Genomic DNA, 19,783 nt, shown 5'->3' with positions numbered 1-19,783 from the left:
ATGGCGTTGCCGGCCAGCGCCCGGCACTACCCCTGCTGGCCGAGCGCGCGCAGCAGGCCGCGGGCCTTCGCGCGGGTCTCGTCCAGTTCCTTGTCCGGGTCCGAATCAACCACGATGCCGGCACCGGTGCGGAAGCTCACCTCGTGGCCATCCACTTCGGCGGTACGGATCAGGATGTTCAGGTCCAGGTCGCCATCGCGGTTCAGCCAGCCGAACGCGCCGGTGTAGGCACCGCGCGGCACCTGCTCCAGCTCGCTGATGATCTGCATGCAGCGCACCTTGGGGCAGCCGGTGATGGTGCCGCCCGGGAACGTGGCGGCGATCACCTCGCCGGGCGTGACCTCCGGACGCAGGTGGCCGCTGACGTTGCTGACGATGTGGTGCACATGCGCGTAGCTCTCCACGGTCATCAGCTCATCGACCACCACGGTGCCGGGCAGACAGATACGGCCCAGGTCGTTGCGCTCCAGGTCGATCAGCATCACGTGCTCGGCACGCTCCTTCGGGTGGCCGACCAGCTCCTGGATGCGCGCGGCATCATCGTCGCCCTCGAAGCGCGGACGCGTGCCGGCAATCGGACGCGTCTGCGCGTGGCCGGCATGCACCGACACCAGCCGCTCCGGCGAGGAGCTGACCACGTGGCGGCCGTGCGCGCTGAACAAACCGGCGAACGGTGCCGGGTTGGCACGGCGCAGCTGCGCGTACAGCGCCTGCGGGCTGACCGGCGCGGCGAACTGCGCGCTCCAGCGCCGCGACAGGTTCACCTGGAACACATCGCCGGCACGCAGGTAGTCGATCACCCGGCGCACGCCGTCGGTGAAGCGCTGCGGCGCATCCTCGCCCACCGACTGCGGCGGCTGCCAGCCCTGCCCGGCCTCCGGCAGCGCCTGCGACGCCAAGGTCACCAGCGCCTCCAGCAGGGCCTGCTCACCGGCTTCGGCGATGATGAAACTGGCGTCGTTCTGGTGGTCATGCAGCACGGCGGCCGGGCAGCGCAGCGCCAGCGCGGTCGGGCGGCCGTCCTCGCGCGCGCGCGCCGGCAGCACCGGTTCGATCTGGCTGGCCACTTCGTAGTCCAGCATCAACGCCCAGCCGCCACGGAACGGCAGGCTGTGGCTGCCGTCGTGCGGCAGGCGTTCGTGCTGCCAGGCGCGATCCAGCGCCTGCAGGAACGTGCCGGGCTGCGCGGCACCCTGCAGGTCGCGCACCTGGCCATCGGCATCCAGCCGCAGGCAATCGCCCTGCGCGGCCAGCAGCAGGCTCCAGCGGCCCTGGGCGGTGCCCGAGGCGGTGGATTCCATCAGCAGCGGGAAGCGTGCCGGGTCGTGCTGCTGCAGGGCCAGCAGATCGATCGGGTGCGGCAGCGGGTGGATCAGCGGTGCGTGGGTCATGATGGCCAGTTCAGGGATTCAGATGCACGGAAGCCGCCTTGCGGCGGCCTCCTCGTGCGTAATGCACGTTCAGTCGAGCATGGCCCGACGCTACAACCCGGTCAGACGCGCTTGAAGATCAGCGTGCCGTTGGTGCCGCCGAAGCCGAAGCCATTGGACATCACCACGTCAACCTTGGCCTGGCGTGCTTCGTTGGGCACGTAGTCCAGGTCGCAGCCTTCGCCCGGCTGCTGCAGGTTGATGGTCGGCGGAATGACGTTGTCCTGCAGCGCCATCACCGAGAAGATCGCTTCCACGCCGCCGGCCGCGCCCAGCAGGTGGCCGGTCATCGACTTGGTGGAGCTGACCATCATCTTGTAGGCGTGGTCGCCGAAAGCGGTCTTCATCGCCATGGTCTCGCCCAGGTCACCCAGCGGCGTGGACGTGCCATGCGCGTTGAGGTAACCCACCTGTTCGGGGGTCACGCCGGCGTCTTTCATCGCCATGACCATGCAGCGCGCGGCACCTTCGCCGTTCTCGCTCGGGGCGGTCATGTGGTACGCGTCGGAGCTGGCGCCGAAGCCGGCCAGTTCGCAGTAGATCTTCGCGCCACGGGCCTTGGCGTGCTCGTACTCTTCCAGGATCAGGATGCCGGCGCCGTCGCCCAGCACGAAGCCGTCACGGTCCTTGTCCCACGGGCGCGAGGCCTGTTCCGGGGCGTCGTTGCGGGTGCTCATCGCCTTCATCGCGCAGAAGCCACCCACGGCGGTCGGCGACGAGCCACGTTCGGCACCACCCACCACCATCACGTCGGCGTCGCCGTACTGGATCATACGCATCGCGGTGCCGATCGAATGGTTCGAGGTCGCGCACGCCGACACCGCCGAGAACGACGGCCCCTTCAGGCCGGCGATGATGCTCAGCTGGCCCGGCAGCATGTTGATGATGGTCTTGGGCACGTAGAAGGGCGAGATCTTCTTGCCCTCATGGAACTCGATGGTCTGCTCTTCGATACCGAGCAGGCCGCCAATGCCGGCGCCGACAATGGCGCCGATGCGCTCGGCATTGGCGTCGGTGATCTCCAGGCCCGAGTCGTGCAGGGCCATGAACGAGGCACCGAGGCCATAATGGATGAACGGGTCCATCTTCTTGGCATCCTTGCCGCTGACCCGGTACTTGCCGAACAGTTCGTTGTCGGCGGTGATGTCAAAGCCCTTGACCTCACCTGCAATCTTGGTGGTGAACCGGTCCAGGTAGGCATCAGAAACGTTGGTCAGCGGACCGATGCCCGAACGACCCTGGGTGATGCCTTCCCAGCTGCTGGCCAGATCATTGCCCAACGGCGAGACGATACCCAGGCCGGTTACGACGACGCGACGCTTCATTGCTGATTCTCCTGACCCGAAGGTTCAATCGGGTAACACGGTTTGCTTCGGTGTGATGCTCAAACACACGGGGCCGCAACTGCGGCCCCATGGGGTGCGGTGCGCGGCGAGCGGAGACCCGCGCGCACTGCCGTCTGACATCAGGCCTTGACGTGCGCCGTGATGTAGTCGATGGCGGCCTGCACGGTGCTGATCTTCTCGGCTTCTTCGTCCGGGATCTCGCACTCGAATTCTTCTTCCAGGGCCATCACCAGCTCGACGGTGTCCAGCGAGTCAGCGCCCAGGTCATCGACGAACGATGCGCTGTTGGTGACTTCATCTTCCTTGACGCCAAGCTGTTCGACGACGATTTTCTTGACGCGTTCTTCGATGGTGCTCATGGGATCTCGCTCCAGATGGAGTTGTGGTTCAAAAGTGGTCGCCATCAAGGGCGATGGCCGTGGGATAGTGTAGTGGAAACCGGCGCGGCCTTGCATTGCAGCAAAAACCTCAGCAGATCAACCACTTGCGGCGCAATCCCTGCGCCCCTTGCTTACGGCATGTACATGCCGCCGTTCACATGGAGGGTTTCGCCGGTGATGTAACCGGCAGCCGGGCTGGCCAGGAACGCCACCGCATGGGCGATGTCCTCCGGCGAACCCAGGCGTTCGAGGGCGATGTCGTTGATCAGCGCGGTACGCGCTTCTTCCGGCAACGCCTTGGTCATGTCGGTGTCGATGAAGCCGGGTGCGACAACATTGACGGTGACGCCGCGCGAGCCGATTTCCTTGGCCAGCGACTTGCTGAAGCCGATGATGCCGGCCTTGGCGGCCGCGTAGTTGGCCTGCCCGGCATTGCCGGTCACGCCCACCACCGATGCGATGTTGATGATGCGGCCCTTGCGCGCCTTCATCATGCCGCGCATCACCGCCTTGCTGGTACGGAACACGCTGGTCAGGTTGGTGTCGATGATCGACGCCCAGTCCTCGTCCTTCATGCGCATCAGCAGGTTGTCGCGGGTGATGCCGGCATTGTTGACCAGGATCGAGATCGGGCCGAATTCCTTGGCGATGCCATCGAGCACGCTGTCCAGCGCGGCGGCGTCGGTGACGTTCAGCGCGCGGCCGTGACCGCCGTGGGCGGCCAGGCGCTCACCGATCGCGGCGGCGCCGGATTCGGTGGTGGCGGTGCCGATGACGGTGGCGCCCTGGGCGGCCAGCAGATCGGCGATGGCGGCGCCAATGCCACGGCTGGCACCGGTGACCAGTGCGATTTCACCCTGCAGGGGCTTGCTCATGATGTTTTCCTCAGACGGGAGCGGCCGCCGCACCGTGCCGCTTGCAGCGGCCACCGGTACGGTCGGCAGGAACAGGGAAGGTCAGGCCGACCATGCCTCGCGGGCGCCTTCGAAGTCGCCCGGCGTGGCCAGCGGACGGCCGTCGATGGCCTTGTCGATGCGCTTGACCAGGCCGGTCAGCACCTTGCCTGGGCCGCACTCGGCGATCTGGGTGATGCCGCGGGCGGCCAACGCCTGCACGCAACCGGTCCACTGCACCGGCTGATACAGCTGCTGGACCAGCGCAGTGCGGATGGCGTCCACGCCGTCGTGCACCTGGGCATCGACGTTCTGCACCACCGGCAGCTGCGGCGCCTGCCAGGACAGGCCGGCCATCACTTCGGCCAGGCGGTTGGCCGCTTCGCGCATCAACGGGGTGTGCGAGGGCACGCTGACGGCCAGCTTGACCGCCTTGCGCACGCCCTTCTCGGCCAGCAGCGCCAGCGCACGGTCGACCGCATCGGCGTCGCCACCGATCACGATCTGGCCCGGCGAATTGAAGTTGGCCGGCACCACTACCTGGCTGCCTGCGGCTTCGGCGCAGACATCCAGCACCAGCTGGTCTTCGGCACCGAGCACGGCGGCCATGGCGCCGACACCGGCCGGCGCCGCTTCCTGCATCAGCTGGCCACGCAGGCGCACCAGGTGCGCACCGTCATGCAGGCTCAGCGCGCCGGCGGCAACCAGGGCGGTGTACTCGCCCAGGCTGTGGCCGGACAGCACCGACGGGCGCGGACCGCCCACGGCGTTCCAGGCACGCCACACGCCGATACTCGCGGCCAGCAGGGCCGGCTGCGTGTATTCGGTACGGTTGAGCATTTCCTCCGGGCCGCCCTGGGACAGCGCCCACAGGTCGACGCCGGCACCATCGGATGCCTCGGTGAAGGCTTCACGCACCTGCGGGTGCAGTTCGGCCAGCTCGGCCACCATGCCCACAGACTGCGAGCCCTGGCCGGGGAAGACAAAAGCGAGGGTGGATACGGTCACGCGGTCATCCGCTTGTTGCAATCGAAGCGGGCCATGATAAGGGGGAATCCGCTGTGTCGTCTGTACGTGCGCGTATGCAGGCGTATGGAGCAATGACAGGGTCAGATCCCTTTTCCACGGGAAATGGGATCTGACCCCGGCCAACGATCAGCAGAACAGCTGCAGCACGTCCAGATCGCCGTCGGCGAGGAAATCCACGCACAGGCCCACCAGCATCAGCACGCCAGCAGTGCTGGCACCGTGGGTGATGAAGATCGAATGGGCCAGCGCGCGCGCTGAGCGGCCCAGCTTCATGCAGACCCTGGCCAGGCTGCGCAGGCGGCCACTGACCGCATGCACGTGCTCGCGCACCGGCGCCTGGGCCTCGCCCATCGCCTCGGCCATCATCGCCTGCAGATGTTCGGGGCGATCAGCGTAGTACTTGGCCACGCCATAGCCGAACATCAGCCAGTCGCGGGCCTGCGCTTCGGACAGGTCCATCACTTCCAGCGGATCTTCCTCGAAATCGATGAAGCCGACCTGCTGCCCATCCCAGGTGAGATTGCGCGGCAGCGGCTGGCCAAAATAGGCGCCGCGCGCATGCGCTTGGGCAATGGCCTGCATCGCCGCCATCACCAGCCGATCACGACCTGCTTCGTCGGCTTCGCGCAGGCAGGTATTGAACGAGCTGCCGTTGTCGCCGATTACCAGCGCGGCATGGCCGGTGCCCAGCACGTTCGGCACGTTCACGCCTTGGGCCTGCAGCTCTGCAAGGCGGCGGGCCTCGGTTTCGCGCGCGGCGTCGCCGCCACGGTGCGGAGGAGGACGAAGGGCGTCGAGATGGAAACGACGGGCAACAAAATTGAGCAGGCCCAGGGCCAGCGCCCGGCTTCCCTTGCCGTACTGCTTCAGCCAGGCACGTTGCCCTTCGATGACGATGGGCTCAACCATGACAGGTCCTCCTTAAACGCGTTACGGCCCCGAAGGGCCGTAACGACAAGACTTCACATTGTCGTAACTTGCACTATCAATAGCGCAGCAGGGCCGAACCCCAGGTGAAGCCGCCACCAAAGGCTTCCAGCAGCAGCAGCTGGCCGCGCTCGACCCTGCCCGAACGCACGGCGGCGTCCAGCGCCAGCGGCACCGAACCGGACGAGGTGTTGCCGTGCTTGTCGACGGTCACCACGACCTGGTCCATCGACATGTCCAGGCGCTTGGCGGTGGCTTCGATGATGCGCAGGTTGGCCTGGTGCGGGATCAGCCAATCCAGGTCGGACTTGTCCAGGCCGTTGGCGGCCAGGGTCTCGTCCACGACCGAGTCCAGCGCCTTGACGGCGTACTTGAACACGTCGTTGCCCTTCATGTTGATGGTGCCGCCACCATTGGCGCCATCCTTGAAGCCGGTCGAAACGCCGACCGGGTTCCACAGCAGTTCCTTCTTGCTGCCATCGGCATGCAGGTGGGTGCTGAGGATGCCGGTCTCTTCGTCGGCCTTGAGCACGACGGCGCCGGCGCCATCACCGAACAGCACGCAGGTGGTGCGATCGTTCCAGTCGACCATGCGGGTCAACGTTTCGGTGCCGATCACCAGCACGTGCTTGCAGTCGCCGGAGCGGATGAATTTGTCGGCCACGCCCAGCGCGAACACGAAGCCGGAACAGGCTGCGTTGACGTCGAAGGCGGGGCACCCGGCCACACCGAGCTTGGCCTGGATCAGGCACGCGGTGGACGGGAAAATAAGGTCAGGCGTGGTCGTGCCGACCACGATCATGTCGAGCTGCGAGGCATCGATGCCTGCGGCTTCAAGCGCGCGCAGGGCGGCGTTGTAGCCAAGGTCGCTGGTGGTCTCGCCTTCGGCCGCGATGTGCCGTTCACGAATTCCGGTGCGCGACTGGATCCACTCATCCGAGGTTTCGACCATTTTTTCCAGGTCGGCGTTGGTCAGGACTTTCTCCGGCAAATAGCTGCCGGTGCCCGCGATCCTCGAATAGATCCGCTTGCTCATCATGTTTCCTGTTGCGCGGGCCGCCGATCACCGGCACGCCCGGGAAAGAAGGCAAAGGCCGCTGCCCGGGGGCAGCGGCCTTCCCGGCACATCAATCTTCTTCGACGGCCGAGGTCTTGGTCTGGATGACCTTCTTGCCGCGGTAGAAACCGTCAGCAGTGATGTGGTGACGCAGGTGCACTTCGCCGGTGGTCGGGTCGGTCGACAGCTGCTTGGCGCTCAGGGCGTCATGCGAACGGCGCTGGCCGCGGCGGGACGGGGTAACACGGGATTTCTGGACAGCCATGGGATTGCTCCAAACTCGGTTCGTTTTGCTTCGTCGTTTCGTCGCACAGGACGCCAGCGCCCAGCACACTTTTCGCTTTCGCCGCAGCCGCCGACGACAACCGGCTGCTATTGTTTCTTCAATGCCGCCAACGCCGCAAACGGGTTGGCCTTCTTTGTTTCTTCTTCGCTCGGTGCCCAGTCCTTGTCGACTGCTTCACCGTCGGGCGACAGCGGCACCACAGGCACCGCCAGCACCAGCTCGTCCTCGACCAGGTCCAGCGGACGCAGCTGGCCGTCTTCCGGCACCAGCAACGCCTCGTATTCCTCCGGCAGGGACGATTCCTCGTCCTCGTCGCGGATCAGGCCAAGCCTCTGGGTCACCTTCACCGGCAACAGGAATCGCTGCATGCTGCGCTGACAGGTCAGCGGCAACGCGGTGTCGATGGTCAGTTCCACATAGGATACCCGCAAGACGTCGTCGCGACCGAATTCAAGCGAGTAGACACACTCGCCGTCGGTATCTGCGACCAACCCCTGCAGGCGGGTCAATTCAGCCAGGGAGACCTGACCGTCGAAGCGCCTTCGCGCTACAACCATCCGCCAGGCATCCAGCGTTTCGGGCACGTTCGCGGACATAAGCCGCTGAATACTAAGGATCGCACCGCCCGCTGTCAAATGCCCGCCATACAGGACTTGCTGCTGGCGTTGCCGGCGGGCCAGACTGCCGCACCCTGCCCCGGTATTCTCGCATGTCACTGGTCCTGGCCTCCACCTCCCGCTACCGTCGCGAACTGCTGCAACGGCTGGGCCTGCCCTTCGACTGCGCACGCCCGGAGGTGGATGAAACGCCGTTGAACGGCGAGGGGCCGCTGGCCCTGGCCACGCGCCTGGCCGCCGCCAAGGCGGCCGATGTCGCCACGCGCCATCCGGGTGCCTGGGTGATCGGCTCGGACCAGGTCGCCGACCTGAACGGCCAGCCGCTGGGCAAGCCGGGCACGGTCGAGGCGGCCTGTGCGCAGCTGGTGGCGATGTCCGGGCAGACGGTACGCTTTCACACGGCAATCAGTCTCAGGCGGGATGGAGAATCCCTCGCCGCCCTGGATCTGACCGAAGTGCACTTCCGCGCGCTGGACTCGCGGGAGATCGCCCGCTACGTCGCCACCGAGCAACCCCTGGACTGCGCCGGCAGCTTCAAGTGCGAGGGCCTGGGCATCAGCCTGTTCGAGGCGATCGACAACCGCGACCCGACCGCGCTGGTCGGCCTGCCACTGATCGCGCTGTGCGGCCTGCTGCGCAGGGCCGGATTCGCGGTGCCCTGAACGGTAGAGCCGAGCCCATGCCCGGCTGCCTTTTTCGAGGCTGCCTGCCATCTGATTCGGAAGCAGCCAAGCATCGGCTCCGCTCCACAGGACCAGAGGACCTCAACGAACCTCGAACGGTTGCTCCTGCCACGCCTCCACGCTGCCATCGCGCCCGTGCAGGCGCAGGCCGAGCCAGTGCCGGCCCGGCGCCAGCGTGGTGGTGTCCAGCGACGCGTCGAAGCCCACCGCCGGATGCTGCGGATCGGTACTGTCCGGCCAGGCGGGGCGAACGTCGAACACGCGCCCGTAACGCGCGTCACCGATCGAGCGGCCATCAACCAGCGCTTCAACCCGCGCCAGCCCGACCCCATCCTTGAATGCCCAGCCCTTGATGGCGAGCGTTCCGGAGACCTTCTCACCGTTGGACGGCGCATCCAGCCAGGCCATCGCGGGTGTTACGCAGGGCCCCTGTGCACGCTTGGCCGGCAGCCGGAACAGCAGGAACCGCTGGAAACCATGATCGCTGCTGACCACCCGCGGCGCAGGCAGCGGCCCCACCTGCTCGCAGATGGTGTGATAGCGCGCCAGCAGGTCGCGGTAGCGCTGGTCACTGGGTGAAAGCACCAGCAGCATCGGCACACTGCGCGGGCTTTCGTGCAGCAGGTCCCACTGCGCCAGCTGTGCGGTGCGCCCATGCTTGTCGTTGAGCGGATGTGGCAGCACCTCGATATCGCCATTGCCCAGCTGGAAGCCCAGTTCGGCACCGACCTTGAAGTTGCCCGCCAGGACACGCGTACCCGGTGGCATCTGCCGCAGTTCGTCACGCACCGCCACGGCCAGTGGCTGCCAGCCGGCAAAGTTGCGCGGGTAGTACTTGCTGCCGGCCATCTGCTCGCGCAGTGCCGGCGTGGACGCCATCAGGTAGTAGCCGAACGCCAGCACGGTACCTGCAGCGGCCAGCCACCAGCCGGTACGGCGCAACCAGCGCGGCCAACCGTTGAGGACCACCGGCACGGCCACCAGCAACGCCAGGTAGCCTGGCAAGGGCCAGTGGAAACTGATCCGCTCGACATCGGTGAAGAAGCCCAGCAGGAAGATGCCCAGCGTCGACACCCCGCCCACCAGGCCGAAATAGCGCCACTGCACCCGCGCCCCACCGCCACTGCGGGTACCCGCCAGGGCGACCTTCCACATCGCGATGCACAGGATCGGCGTCACCAGCATCGGCTGGATCACCAGGAACCACAGCCCCTCCCACTCGAACGCCCACGGGTGGCGCTCGACCACCTGGAACTTCAGGCCGGCATCGTGGTTGTCGGCATTCCACGCCAGCAACGGCAGCCAGGCCAGCACGCCCACCGCCAGCGCCACCCATACGCGCGGATCGGCCAGCATGCGACGGCCCTGCGGCAACGCCAGCAGCGCAATGAAGCCGACACCGATGACACCAATGAAACGGTAGTGGCTGAGCGCACCGATCAGCAGGCCCAGCGCCAGCTTCATCGCCGAGGACGCATCCACGCTGTGCAGCAGGCGCGCGCCGGCGTGCAGGCAGATCACCGCCGCCAGCGCCATCGGTACGTCCGGCACGGCCAGCAGGCCCAGCGTGGCCGACAACGGCATCAGCAGGGTCAGGCTGCCCGCCTGCCACCCGGCCACGTTGCCAAACCAGCGCGTGGCGATGCGCACCACCAGCATCGGCAGCAGCGCGCCGATGGCCAGGAACGGCAGGCGCAATGCGAGTACGTGATGGCCACCGATCTCCACGCCCAGGCGTGCAAGCCAGGCGGTCAGCCCCGGCAGGTCGGAATAGGCAGCGGCCAGGTGCTGGCCTTCCTGCCAATAGAACGCCTCATCGACGAACAGCGGCAGGCGCGCGGCCACCACCAGCTTGGCCGCTGTGATCAGCGTCCACAACCAGAGAAAAATCGCCCGCGCGCGCTGTTCGCCTTGCATTGCTCTATGGATAATCGAATGGATTCCAGACCTGAGACGATCATGCCAGCCTCGTCCCCCAATCCCAGCATGCTAACCGATCAACTGCGCCAGGCCCTGCGGGAGGCACAGGATCAGGTGAACGCACTGGTGCTGGGCAAGGTGCCGGAAGTCAGGCTGGCCTTTGTCGCCCTGCTTTCTGGCGGCCACCTGCTCATCGAGGATCTGCCCGGGCTGGGCAAGACCACGTTGGCGCACGCATTGGCCAGCAGCCTCGGTCTCAGCTTCCAGCGCGTGCAGTTCACCTCCGACCTGTTGCCGGCGGACGTACTTGGCGTTTCGGTGTACGAGGCCGGCAGCCGCCAGTTCCAGTTCCATCCCGGCCCGGTGTTCACCCACGTGCTGCTGGCCGATGAGATCAACCGTGCACCGCCGCGGACACAGAGTGCGCTGCTGGAAGCGATGGCCGAGCAGCAGGTCACACTGGATGGACAGACACATCCACTGCCCGACCCGTTCTTCGTCATCGCCACGCAGAACCCGGTCGACCTGTCCGGCACCTTCCCGTTGCCGGACTCGCAGCTGGATCGTTTCCTGCTGCGGCTGGCGATGGGCTACCCCAGCGCGCAGGCCGAGCGCGAGCTGCTGCGCGGCAGTGATCGCCGCGACCTGATCGCACGCGCGGTGCCAAAGCTGGACGACACCCAGGTGCGTGCATTGCGTGAAGCGGTTGGCCAGGTGCATGCCAGCGACGCGCTGATCGACTATGTGCAGGCGCTGCTGACCCGCAGCCGACACCATGCCGGCGTGCGCGTAGGCCTGTCACCGCGCGCGGGACTGGCCCTGCTGCGTGCCGCCAGGGCACATGCGCTGCTGCTCGGCCGCGGGCATGTGATGCCCGAAGACGTGCAGACCCTGTTCGTGGCGGTGGCCGGCCATCGCCTGGTGGCCGAAGCCGAATCCAGCTCCGGGCCGGCGCTGGCGCGGGCGATCCTGCAGACCGTCGCGGTGGACTGAAGGTGGCCACACGCTGGGCACGCATGCAGCTGCTGGCACGCCCCCGCAGGCCCGAAGCCCTGCCGCAGCGCCTGGACCGTCATCGCATCTACGTATTACCGACACGCTTCGGCCTGTTCGTCGCCACCCTGCTGTCGGCGATGCTGCTGGGCGCATTGAACTACAACAACAACCCGGCCCTGCTGCTGGCGCTGCTGCTGGCCGCGGCAGCGATCGCCAGCGCCATCGCCGCGCACCTGCAACTGTCCGGCATACAGATCGATGCAATCTCCGCCGAACCAGTACCGGCCGGGCATCCCCTGCGCCTGCGCGTGGACCTTTCGTTGCGCGACCCGCGCGCGCGCCACGGGCTGCACCTGCAGCTGGGCGCAAGCGAGGCCTGGGTTGCACTGCCTGCACACGGTCGCGGCGAAGTGGAGCTGGATGTTCCCAGCGAGCGCCGCGGCTGGCTGGAACTGCCCCGCATCCGCCTGTCGAGCACGCAGCCGCTGGGACTGGTGCGGGCATGGTCGTGGGTGTGGCCGGAGCAACCGCTGCTGGTCTACCCGCTGGCCGAGGCCCAGGCACCGCCCCTCCCTGAAAGTGGCAGCGATCCCCTGCACACCCGCGCCCACGCCACGGGCGAAGAGCTGCATCAGCTGCGCCCCTATCGTGCCGGCGATGCTCCGCGCAGCATTGCCTGGAAACACTCGGCGCGCCGCGACAGCCTGCTGGTACGCGAGTACGAGAAGCCGATCGGCATCGAAGTGGTGCTGGATTGGCGCACGCTGGCAGCGCTGGGCCATGAAGCGCGCATCGCACGCCTGGCACGCTGGGTCGACATGGCCGAACGCGAAGGCCGTCGCTATACGCTGCTGCTTCCGGCCCATCCGCCGTTGGGGCCCGGCCAGGGTGCCAGCCACCACCACCTGTGCCTGCGCGCACTGGCATTGATGCCCCATGACTGAGCCTGCCGTCCTGCTCGACCGCAACGCCCGCAGCTGGACCCTGGCCAGCGCAGCGCTGGCGCTGCTGCCACTGCTGCTGCAGCTGCCGCCGGTGCTGGCCAGCGTGATCGCGATCGCCGCCGTGCTGACCGCTGCGCTTTCATGGCGGCGGCTGCTGCCGATGCCGGTCCGCCTGTTGCTGGTGCTGGCCATGCTTGCCGCCATCGTCTGGCAGATGGGCATGGTGCGGCCGGGCCGCGATACCGGCTGCGCATTGCTGGCAGCGATGCTGGCGATCAAGTCCAGCGAGCTGCGCAACCTGCGCGATGCGCGCAGCCTGCTGGGCTTCGCGTTGTTCTCGCCGTTCGCGGCCTTCCTGCTCGACCAGGGGCCGCTGACCACCGGGCTGGCAGCGCTGGCCGCAGTTGCCGCACTGCTGGCCCTGCAACGCCTGGCCCTGGACGAGGGCCACAGCCCTCGCCTGCCGCTGCGCGGACAACTGCGTGGCGTCGGCCGCCTGCTGGGGATCGGCCTGCCACTCGCGCTGGCCTGCTTCTGGCTGTTCCCGCGCTTGTCCACGCCGCTGTGGGGCGTACCCGAGCGAGCGGTGGGCACACCGGGCCTGGCTGACAGCATGGCGCCGGACCAGTGGCTGGACCTGATGGCCGACGACACCCCGGCGTTGCGCGTGCAGTTTTTCGGCGCGGTGCCCGAGCCTGCGCAGCGCTATTGGCGCGGCCCGGTGCTGACGTCGTTCGACGGCCACCGCTGGAGCCGCGATCGCGCGACGGCCGGGCGCCCCGCACCGGTAGTCGAAACCGCCGCACAGGGTTGGGACTACCAGATCGACTACGAGCCCACCGACCGTCGCCTGCTGGTGGCACTGGACCTGCCCAGCCGCGCACCGGAGGGCAGCAGCTTCGATGCCGACATGAGCCTGCGCAGCGACCGCACGCTGTCCGCGCTCAGCCGCTGGCGGTTGCATTCGGCGCCGCCGCAACGGTTCGACACCGATCTGTCGCCCTACCTGCGCCGCGCGGCGCTGCAGCTTCCGCCCGGCTTCAATCCGCGCACCGCCCAGCTCGCGCGGCAATGGCGGCAGGAGGCCGGCAGCGATGACGAGGCCATCGTCCGCCGTGCGCTGCAATGGATCACCCGCGACTTCTCCTACACGCTGGATACACCGGTGGCGGGGCGCGATCCGGTCGACGATTTCCTGTTCAACTACAAGGCCGGCTTCTGCCAGCACTTCAGCTCGGCCTTCGTAGTGCTGATGCGCAACGCCGGCATTCCGGCCCGGGTGGTGACCGGCTTCGCAGGCGGCACCCGCAACCGCATCGGCGACTACTGGGTGGTGCGTCGCATGGATGCCCACGCCTGGGCCGAAGTCTGGCTGCCGCAACGCGGCTGGGTGCGGGTCGACCCGACTGCCGCCGTGGCACCCGAACGCATCCTGGACACCCTGGACGACCGCCTGCAGGCCGGCACCGATACCCCACTGCAACAGCGCTGGCTGCAGCTGGGGCAGATGGGTGACTGGCTGCGCCGCGGCTGGAACGACCTGGTGCTGTCCTTCGATGCACGCCGCCAGCAGCAACTGCTCAAGCCGTTCGGGCTGGATGACCTCGGGCCGGCGCAGCTGGTGACCGGATTCGTGGTCGCCGCCCTGCTGGCACTGGCGTGGATGGCCTGGCTGCTGGCCCGCGGCGAGCGCGAGCGCGACCCGCTGCTGCGCGCCTGGCACCGGCTCGGGCGGCAGTATGCGCGCCTTGGCCTGGCCCGCGAACCGCACGAAACCGCACAGGACTGGGCACAGCGGGTTCACCGGCAGCGACCCGCCCCGACCCTGCTCGCGCTCAGCCAGCGTTTCGCCGACGCGCGCTACGCTGGAACTTGCACCGACCTCGCTTCATTATTGCGGGACCTGCGCAGGCATCGCCCGACTTCCGGAGCCTCCCCATGAACACCAAGTTCCTCCTCACCGCTGTGGCCACGCTGGCCCTGTCGGCCTGTGCCACGGCACCCAAGCCGCTGCAGGGACAGTTCAGCCTTATTTCCCCGCGCGACTCGGTCGCCACCCAGCAGGTCGGCACGCCGGTCCGATGGGGCGGCCGCATCATCGAGACCAAGCCCGGCCAGGGCGAGACCTGCTTCCAGATGATCTCGCGCCCGCTCAACGCCAGTGGCCGCCCGAACACCACCTCGTCCGACGCCAGCGACGGCCGCTTCATTGCCTGCCGCGCCGGTTTCTACGACCCGGCCGTGTTTGAAGCCGGGCGTGACGTGACCTTCATCGGCAAGATCGACGGCTACCAGAACACCCGCATCGGGGACTACGACTACCGCCTGCCGAAGCTGTCGGCCGATGTGATCTACCTGTGGCCGGAACAGCGCCAGGTCGATGTGGTGCCCTACCCCTATGGCCCGTGGGGCCCCGGTCCGTGGGGCCCGTACTGGGGTGGCTACGGCCGTTGGGGCTGGTGGTGATCGCCACCCACCCTGCATGATCGGAAAAGGCCGCCTTCGGGCGGCCTTTTTCATCCACGCATGCATGGACAGGGCTTCAACGCCCCGGCGTACCGAAATGCCCCAGCGGCGCGCCGGCCAGCAGGTGCATGTGGATGTGGAACACGGTCTGCCCGGCATGTTCGCGGCAGTTCATCACAATGCGGTAGCCGTCCTGCGCGAAACCCTCGCGGCGCGCGTATTCGGCAGCGGCCAGGGCCAGCTTGCCGACCAGGTGCGCCTGCGACGGCTGCAGGTCGTCCAGGGTCGGGATGATCTCGTTCTTCGGAATGAACAGTACGTGCACCGGCGCCTGCGGTGCGATGTCCTTGAAGCCCAGCACCTCGTCATCCTCATAGACGATGGTGGCCGGGATCTCGCGACGGATGATCTTGCTGAAGAGGGTATCGTTGCTCATGGTCGGCCTCGGCGGGAGTGTCTTCCGCATTGTAGGCCGGCCGCGCCGGGTGATGCCCGGGTGGTACTCAATCGCGGAATTCGCTGCGCGTCCCGAACGCGTGCGACAGCGTGCCGCGGTCAACGTATTCAAGCTCGCCGCCAAGCGGCAGGCCCTGTGCCAGCCGGCTGGGCTGCACCTTGCGCGCGCGCGCCAGCTGCGCAAGGTAATGCGCGGTGGCTTCGCCTTCGACGGTGGCACTGGTGGCGATGATCAGCTCCTGTACCTCACCTTCGGCCAGCCGCTGCTCCAGCTGCTCCAGGCCCAGCTCGCGCGGGCCGACGCCATCGAGCGGCGACAGCCGGCCCTGCAGCACGAAGTAGACACCGCGAAAACCCGTCGCGTTCTCGATCGCGAGACGATCGGCCGGCGATTCGACCACGCACAGCTGGCTGCGCTCGCGGCTGCTGTTGGCACAGGTCGGGCACAGCTCGGTTTCGCTGAAGTCGCGGCACTGCGCGCAGTGGCCGATACGCTCCACCGCCAAGGCCAGCGTTTCGGCCAGGCGCTGGCCGCCTTCGCGCTCGCGCTCTAGCAGGTGGTAGGCCATGCGCTGCGCCGTCTTCTGGCCTACGCCAGGCAGCACCCGCAGTGCGTCGATCAGTTGTTCAAGCAGGGGTGCGGACACGGCGGCATGCTTTGATGGCGCCGAGCGAGCTCGACGGCTACAGATTCTGTGGCACCCGCTTGCACGGATGCCACGCTGGCAATCAGAACGGCAGCTTCATGCCCGGCGGCAGCTGCATGCCGGCGGTGGCCGAACCCATCTTCGACTTCGACTCGGCATCGATCTTGTTCGAGGCATCGTTGAAGGCGGCGGCGATCAGGTCTTCCAGCATCTCCGGGTCGCTGGTCAGCGACGGGTCGATGCGCACCTTGCGGCATTCCTTGGCGCCGGTCAGGGTCACGCTGACCATGCCGCCGCCGGCACTGCCGGTCACTTCGATCCTGGCGATTTCTTCCTGGGCCTTCTGCAGGTTTTCCTGCATCTTCTGGGCCTGCTGCATCAGTTGGGCGATATTGCCGCGCATAGTGTCTTACTCGTCAAAAGAACGGATGGAATCGGAAACAACCCGGGCACCGTGCTGTTGGATCAGCACCTGCACTTCCGGGTCGTCCATGAAAACGGCCTCTGCCACCTGCTGCCGCTCGCCACGCTGGCGGTCGGCACGCTGATGCAGGGTCTCGGCCGGAACGTGTTCGGTTTCCACGGTCTCGACCACGATCTTCGGCGCCTGGCCAAGGGCCTTCTCCAGCATCTCGCCCAGGGCAGCCAGCGCGCGCTCCGAGCGCAGGTACTCAAATCCGGGCGAAAGGCCCAGTTTCAAGGTCCCGTGCTGGCAGCTGATGAAGGCGGCGTTGGCAGCCAGCTGCCGCGAGGGGCCGCTGAGACCGCTGTTGGCGACCAGGTCCAGCCAGTCTTCGGCAGTGGCCAGCTCGCTGACACCTTCCTGCGGTGCGGCCTCACGCGCCGGAGCCGGTTCGGCCGGCGCAATGGCAATACCTTCGGCGCGGAACAAACGCTCCGGCGGCGCAGGCTCGCCTGGATCCGCGGCGGGAGCCGGCGGTTCATGCCAGGGCGCGACCATGGCGGCATCCGGGCCGGCCATCTCGGCCGCCAGAGCCCCATCCCGCGCCTCGGCTTCGTCGGTGGCCCACGGCGGCAGGTCATCGCTTGCCTCTGCAGCGATGGCAGGCGCCAGCGCCTCGGCCTTCACCGGCGGCGGTGACACGGGTTCTTCCACCGGAACCGGCTCGGGTTCAGGCGTCGGATCCGGCTCCGGTTGCGGGGCCGGCTCGGGTTCGGGTTCAGGTTCGCGCGGTGCAGCCGCCGGAGCGGCCACCTGCGCCGCCACGGCCGGGCTGGCCGAAGCGACGGCAGCAGCCGGCGTCGCTTCATGGCTTCCGGCATGGGCGCCACCACCGGCAGCGTTGCCACCCGGCGTGCCTCCCACCGCACCGTCGACGGCCTTCGGCACCGGCGGTACCGCTGCGGCCGGGCGGAACGCCAGCATGCGCAGCACCGCCATTTCAAAGCCGGCGCGCGGGCTCGGTGCCAGTGGCAGGTCGCGACGGCCATTCAAGGCCATCTGGTACCAGAGCTGCACCACTTCCGGGCGCAGGCGCTCGGCGAATGATGCGACATCCAGGCCTTCCGCGACGGCGGCACCCGGCACCAGCTGCTGCACCTGGATGCGGTGCAGGCCTTCGGCGAGCGCTTCCAGCACGCCACTCCAGTCCGGCGAGAATTCGGCCAACGCGACCACCACCTGCAGCAGGCGCGGGCCATCGCCCTCGGCCAGCGCATCGAGCATCGCCGCCACCTGGGTGCGATCCACAGTGCCCAGCATGGTGCGCACCACATCCTCGCGCAGCGCGCCGCCGGCATAGGCGATCGCCTGGTCCAGCAGTGACAGGCCGTCACGCAGGCTGCCGTCAGCGGCCTTGGCCAACTGCACGATGGCGCTGCCGTCGGCCTCGATCTCTTCCGCCGCCAGGATGCGGGTCATCTGGCCCTGGATCTGGTCTTCGTCCAGGCGCTTGAGATTGAACTGCAGGCAGCGGCTGAGCACGGTGACCGGCAGCTTCTGCGGGTCGGTGGTGGCCAGCAGGAACTTCACGTGCTCCGGCGGCTCTTCCAGCGTCTTCAGCAGTGCGTTGAACGCCGCCTTGGACAGCATGTGCACTTCGTCGATCAGGTAGACCTTGTACTTGCCGCGCGAAGGCATGTACTGCGCGTTCTCGATCACCTCGCGCACGTCGTCCACGCCGGTGTTGGACGCGGCGTCGATTTCCAGCAGGTCGATGTAGCGACCGGCGTCGATGTCCAGGCAGGCGGCGCACTGGCCGCACGGGTCGGCACTGGTGCCCTGCTCGCAGTTGAGCGACTTGGCGAAGATGCGCGCGATGGTGGTCTTGCCCACGCCACGGGTACCGGTGAACAGGAACGCGTGGTGGACACGGCCGCTGTCCAACGCATTGCTGAGCGCACGGACCACGTGTTCCTGGCCCACCAACTCGGCAAAACGCTTCGGACGCCACTTGCGGGCAAGGACGAGATAGGACATCAGGCCACCGTTTTCCATCGGAAGTTCCATTGTGCCATGCCTGTCCAGCCCCTTCGCCAACATCGCCCCCGTATGTGTTGCCTGGCCGGGGTGCTTGTGTCCGGCCGCGCCGCCCGCTAGAATCTGCGCCCCTGCTGAGGCGTTTGCCGATGGCAGGATCCGGAGAGGTGTCCGAGTGGTTGAAGGAGCACGCCTGGAAAGTGTGTAAGCGTCTAAACCGCGCTTCGGGGGTTCGAATCCCCCTCTCTCCGCCAGATAAATGAAGAAGCCGCCCAGTGGGCGGCTTTTTTTGGCTGGCGGGAATCGCCGCAGGTGCTACCGGACTGAACAGGCCCTGCCGTCGTGGCCGGTCCAACGGCCGGCCCGCCGACGGCGCGCGATCCGCCGCAGGTCATCTGCGCCGGAGCAGTCTCCGCACGCAGGCGCCGACGAACGCCAGCCCCAGCAGCACCCACACGACCGTCATTCCCCACAGCGCACCGAACGTATCCAGGACCGGCTCCAGCCGCGGTTGCGCCGGGTCGTAAAGCACGCGTACCGGCTGCCCAGGCTCATAGCCGAAGATCATGCCGCCCTGCGGGTACGAGACGCGTTGGCCGGTCGCGGTGGTGAACGCGACCTGCGGATGCGATCCGCCGGCGTTCAGGCGCTCAACCTGGCCATCAACGGCCTGCGCGACCTCCAGGAACTCAAGACGATGTGTCACCTCGAAGGCGGCCACGGCAAGGATCAACAGACCCACCACGCCAAACAGCAGACCGCGCATCAACTGGGCAGTCCGGAAAAAAGAAGGGTCGGGCATCGCTGGGCAGCTCCGTTGCAGGCGGGAAGACGAATGGGGCCGGCGGATCCTGCCGCGCGGTCACTCCCGTTGCCCGACAGCATAACCCAGAGGCCACCCAGCCCCCTCCGCACGCTATGGTGGCTGCATGAACCTTCGTGTCTACCAACCCGCCGACGCACGCGCCTGCCTGTCGATCTTCGACAGCAACGTACCCACCTACTTCGCGCCCGAAGAGCGCAGCGACTTCGAACGCTTCCTGCGCGAGCAGGCCACGGGCTGTGCATTCCAGGTGATCGAGCGCGATGGAAACGTCGTCGCCTGTGGTGGCCTCTCGCGCCGTGGCGACGGCAGCGCCGGCTTCTGCTGGGGCATGGTGCAGCGCGCGCTGCACCGCCAGGGGCTGGGCCGCACACTGGCACTCGCGCGCCTGCGCCAGGCCGAAGCGGATCCCTCGATCAAGCGCATCGCCGTGCCGCCCGATA

General features: G+C 67.5%; 21 protein-coding genes and 1 tRNA gene. 7 read left to right on the top strand and 15 right to left on the bottom strand.

Going from position 1 to position 19,783, the window contains the following annotated elements; all coding sequences use genetic code 11:
* Positions 1–26 precede the first annotated feature (26 nt).
* From A7X97_RS04270 to A7X97_RS04230, 9 genes are all read right to left on the bottom strand, one after another.
* The gene (locus tag A7X97_RS04270) at positions 27–1,391 is read right to left on the bottom strand and encodes an aminodeoxychorismate synthase component I (RefSeq protein WP_088497811.1); all 1,365 of its coding nucleotides are present in this window, start codon (positions 1,389–1,391) and stop codon (positions 27–29) included.
* Positions 1,392–1,492: 101 nt separating this feature from the next.
* On the bottom strand, positions 1,493–2,755 hold the full coding sequence (fabF, locus tag A7X97_RS04265; RefSeq protein WP_061480515.1) for a beta-ketoacyl-ACP synthase II: 1,263 nt from the start codon (positions 2,753–2,755) through the stop codon (positions 1,493–1,495).
* Positions 2,756–2,895: 140 nt separating this feature from the next.
* Positions 2,896–3,135: an acyl carrier protein gene (gene acpP, locus A7X97_RS04260; protein WP_061480516.1), complete on the bottom strand. Its 240-nt coding sequence runs from the start codon at positions 3,133–3,135 to the stop codon at positions 2,896–2,898.
* 152 nt (positions 3,136–3,287) lie between these two features.
* Positions 3,288–4,031 carry a 3-oxoacyl-ACP reductase FabG gene (gene fabG, locus A7X97_RS04255; RefSeq protein ID WP_005408312.1) on the bottom strand — a complete coding sequence of 248 codons (744 nt, stop codon included), beginning with the start codon at positions 4,029–4,031 and terminating at the stop codon, positions 3,288–3,290.
* A gap of 81 nt (positions 4,032–4,112) precedes the next feature.
* The gene (gene fabD / locus A7X97_RS04250; protein WP_072168232.1) at positions 4,113–5,057 is read right to left on the bottom strand and encodes an ACP S-malonyltransferase; all 945 of its coding nucleotides are present in this window, start codon (positions 5,055–5,057) and stop codon (positions 4,113–4,115) included.
* Between the two features lie 147 nt (positions 5,058–5,204).
* Positions 5,205–5,987, bottom strand: a complete 783-nt coding sequence (locus tag A7X97_RS04245; RefSeq protein ID WP_072168233.1) for a BUD32 family EKC/KEOPS complex subunit — start codon at positions 5,985–5,987, stop codon at positions 5,205–5,207.
* A gap of 76 nt (positions 5,988–6,063) precedes the next feature.
* Positions 6,064–7,041 carry a beta-ketoacyl-ACP synthase III gene (locus A7X97_RS04240; RefSeq protein WP_005415505.1) on the bottom strand — a complete coding sequence of 326 codons (978 nt, stop codon included), beginning with the start codon at positions 7,039–7,041 and terminating at the stop codon, positions 6,064–6,066.
* Between the two features lie 91 nt (positions 7,042–7,132).
* Positions 7,133–7,327 (bottom strand): 50S ribosomal protein L32, encoded by a 195-nt coding sequence (rpmF, locus tag A7X97_RS04235; RefSeq protein ID WP_005408308.1) that lies wholly within the window; start codon positions 7,325–7,327, stop codon positions 7,133–7,135.
* 107 nt (positions 7,328–7,434) lie between these two features.
* Positions 7,435–7,944 carry a YceD family protein gene (locus A7X97_RS04230; RefSeq protein WP_049404889.1) on the bottom strand — a complete coding sequence of 170 codons (510 nt, stop codon included), beginning with the start codon at positions 7,942–7,944 and terminating at the stop codon, positions 7,435–7,437.
* A 113-nt stretch (positions 7,945–8,057) separates the two neighbouring features.
* On the opposite strand from A7X97_RS04230, the gene A7X97_RS04225 reads away from it, so the two are divergent.
* Positions 8,058–8,627: a Maf family protein gene (locus A7X97_RS04225; protein ID WP_088497812.1), complete on the top strand. Its 570-nt coding sequence runs from the start codon at positions 8,058–8,060 to the stop codon at positions 8,625–8,627.
* Between the two features lie 102 nt (positions 8,628–8,729).
* Here the strand turns inward: A7X97_RS04225 and A7X97_RS04220 are convergent, their stop codons facing one another.
* A complete protein-coding gene (locus tag A7X97_RS04220) occupies positions 8,730–10,565 on the bottom strand; it encodes a glycosyltransferase family 39 protein (protein ID WP_111007627.1) in 1,836 nt (611 codons plus the stop codon).
* Between the two features lie 42 nt (positions 10,566–10,607).
* Between A7X97_RS04220 and A7X97_RS04215 the strand changes: the two genes are divergently transcribed.
* Genes A7X97_RS04215 through A7X97_RS04200 form a run of 4 tightly spaced genes read left to right on the top strand, consistent with a single transcriptional unit; the run spans position 10,608 to position 14,974 of the window.
* Positions 10,608–11,561, top strand: a complete 954-nt coding sequence (locus tag A7X97_RS04215) for an AAA family ATPase (protein WP_072168236.1) — start codon at positions 10,608–10,610, stop codon at positions 11,559–11,561.
* Positions 11,562–11,584: 23 nt separating this feature from the next.
* Entirely contained in the window at positions 11,585–12,508 is a 924-nt protein-coding gene (locus tag A7X97_RS04210) for a DUF58 domain-containing protein (protein ID WP_061480523.1), read from the top strand.
* Positions 12,501–14,450, top strand: a complete 1,950-nt coding sequence (locus A7X97_RS04205) for a transglutaminase TgpA family protein (RefSeq protein ID WP_088497815.1) — start codon at positions 12,501–12,503, stop codon at positions 14,448–14,450. The genes A7X97_RS04210 and A7X97_RS04205 overlap by 8 nt, the downstream gene beginning before the upstream one ends.
* Positions 14,447–14,974 (top strand): Slp family lipoprotein, encoded by a 528-nt coding sequence (locus tag A7X97_RS04200; protein ID WP_088497816.1) that lies wholly within the window; start codon positions 14,447–14,449, stop codon positions 14,972–14,974. The genes A7X97_RS04205 and A7X97_RS04200 overlap by 4 nt, the downstream gene beginning before the upstream one ends.
* Positions 14,975–15,050: 76 nt before the next feature.
* Here the strand turns inward: A7X97_RS04200 and A7X97_RS04195 are convergent, their stop codons facing one another.
* The 4 genes from A7X97_RS04195 to dnaX form a co-directional block, all read right to left on the bottom strand.
* Positions 15,051–15,410 (bottom strand): histidine triad nucleotide-binding protein, encoded by a 360-nt coding sequence (locus A7X97_RS04195; protein ID WP_088497817.1) that lies wholly within the window; start codon positions 15,408–15,410, stop codon positions 15,051–15,053.
* A 67-nt stretch (positions 15,411–15,477) separates the two neighbouring features.
* Positions 15,478–16,077, bottom strand: coding sequence for a recombination mediator RecR (recR, locus tag A7X97_RS04190; protein WP_005415496.1), 600 nt, complete (start codon positions 16,075–16,077; stop codon positions 15,478–15,480).
* Between the two features lie 82 nt (positions 16,078–16,159).
* Positions 16,160–16,480 carry a YbaB/EbfC family nucleoid-associated protein gene (locus A7X97_RS04185; protein ID WP_019659509.1) on the bottom strand — a complete coding sequence of 107 codons (321 nt, stop codon included), beginning with the start codon at positions 16,478–16,480 and terminating at the stop codon, positions 16,160–16,162.
* Positions 16,481–16,486: 6 nt separating this feature from the next.
* Positions 16,487–18,535, bottom strand: coding sequence for a DNA polymerase III subunit gamma/tau (gene dnaX, locus A7X97_RS04180; protein ID WP_088497824.1), 2,049 nt, complete (start codon positions 18,533–18,535; stop codon positions 16,487–16,489).
* A gap of 143 nt (positions 18,536–18,678) precedes the next feature.
* Between dnaX and A7X97_RS04175 the strand changes: the two genes are divergently transcribed.
* Positions 18,679–18,771: transfer RNA gene (locus A7X97_RS04175), tRNA-Ser, on the top strand.
* 137 nt (positions 18,772–18,908) lie between these two features.
* On the opposite strand, the gene A7X97_RS04170 is transcribed toward A7X97_RS04175, so the two are convergent.
* A complete protein-coding gene (locus tag A7X97_RS04170) occupies positions 18,909–19,319 on the bottom strand; it encodes a DUF3592 domain-containing protein (protein ID WP_269777698.1) in 411 nt (136 codons plus the stop codon).
* A 127-nt stretch (positions 19,320–19,446) separates the two neighbouring features.
* Here A7X97_RS04170 and A7X97_RS04165 point away from each other — a divergent pair.
* A partial coding sequence (locus A7X97_RS04165) for a GNAT family N-acetyltransferase (RefSeq protein WP_146260229.1) occupies positions 19,447–19,783 on the top strand: 337 nt, incomplete at its 3' end.

This window comes from Stenotrophomonas sepilia (assembly GCF_003244875.1).
In the GTDB taxonomy this organism is placed as follows: domain Bacteria; phylum Pseudomonadota; class Gammaproteobacteria; order Xanthomonadales; family Xanthomonadaceae; genus Stenotrophomonas; species Stenotrophomonas sepilia.
The sequence above is the reverse complement of the archived record's forward strand: the minus strand, read 5'-3'. Positions and strand labels throughout refer to the sequence as shown.

Coding starts and splice junctions, on each gene's coding strand:
- A7X97_RS04270 (WP_088497811.1), bottom strand. CDS start 1,391: ATGACCCACGCACCGCTGATCCACCCGCTGCCGCACCCGATCGATCTG.
- rpmF (WP_005408308.1), bottom strand. CDS start 7,327: ATGGCTGTCCAGAAATCCCGTGTTACCCCGTCCCGCCGCGGCCAGCGC.
- A7X97_RS04210 (WP_061480523.1), top strand. CDS start 11,585: ATGCAGCTGCTGGCACGCCCCCGCAGGCCCGAAGCCCTGCCGCAGCGC.
- A7X97_RS04215 (WP_072168236.1), top strand. CDS start 10,608: ATGCCAGCCTCGTCCCCCAATCCCAGCATGCTAACCGATCAACTGCGC.
- A7X97_RS04240 (WP_005415505.1), bottom strand. CDS start 7,041: ATGAGCAAGCGGATCTATTCGAGGATCGCGGGCACCGGCAGCTATTTG.
- A7X97_RS04200 (WP_088497816.1), top strand. CDS start 14,447: ATGAACACCAAGTTCCTCCTCACCGCTGTGGCCACGCTGGCCCTGTCG.
- A7X97_RS04225 (WP_088497812.1), top strand. CDS start 8,058: ATGTCACTGGTCCTGGCCTCCACCTCCCGCTACCGTCGCGAACTGCTG.
- A7X97_RS04185 (WP_019659509.1), bottom strand. CDS start 16,480: ATGCGCGGCAATATCGCCCAACTGATGCAGCAGGCCCAGAAGATGCAG.
- fabG (WP_005408312.1), bottom strand. CDS start 4,031: ATGAGCAAGCCCCTGCAGGGTGAAATCGCACTGGTCACCGGTGCCAGC.
- A7X97_RS04230 (WP_049404889.1), bottom strand. CDS start 7,944: ATGTCCGCGAACGTGCCCGAAACGCTGGATGCCTGGCGGATGGTTGTA.
- acpP (WP_061480516.1), bottom strand. CDS start 3,135: ATGAGCACCATCGAAGAACGCGTCAAGAAAATCGTCGTCGAACAGCTT.
- A7X97_RS04220 (WP_111007627.1), bottom strand. CDS start 10,565: ATGCAAGGCGAACAGCGCGCGCGGGCGATTTTTCTCTGGTTGTGGACG.
- fabF (WP_061480515.1), bottom strand. CDS start 2,755: ATGAAGCGTCGCGTCGTCGTAACCGGCCTGGGTATCGTCTCGCCGTTG.
- A7X97_RS04205 (WP_088497815.1), top strand. CDS start 12,501: ATGACTGAGCCTGCCGTCCTGCTCGACCGCAACGCCCGCAGCTGGACC.
- A7X97_RS04245 (WP_072168233.1), bottom strand. CDS start 5,987: ATGGTTGAGCCCATCGTCATCGAAGGGCAACGTGCCTGGCTGAAGCAG.
- A7X97_RS04195 (WP_088497817.1), bottom strand. CDS start 15,410: ATGAGCAACGATACCCTCTTCAGCAAGATCATCCGTCGCGAGATCCCG.
- dnaX (WP_088497824.1), bottom strand. CDS start 18,535: ATGGAAAACGGTGGCCTGATGTCCTATCTCGTCCTTGCCCGCAAGTGG.
- A7X97_RS04170 (WP_269777698.1), bottom strand. CDS start 19,319: ATGCCCGACCCTTCTTTTTTCCGGACTGCCCAGTTGATGCGCGGTCTG.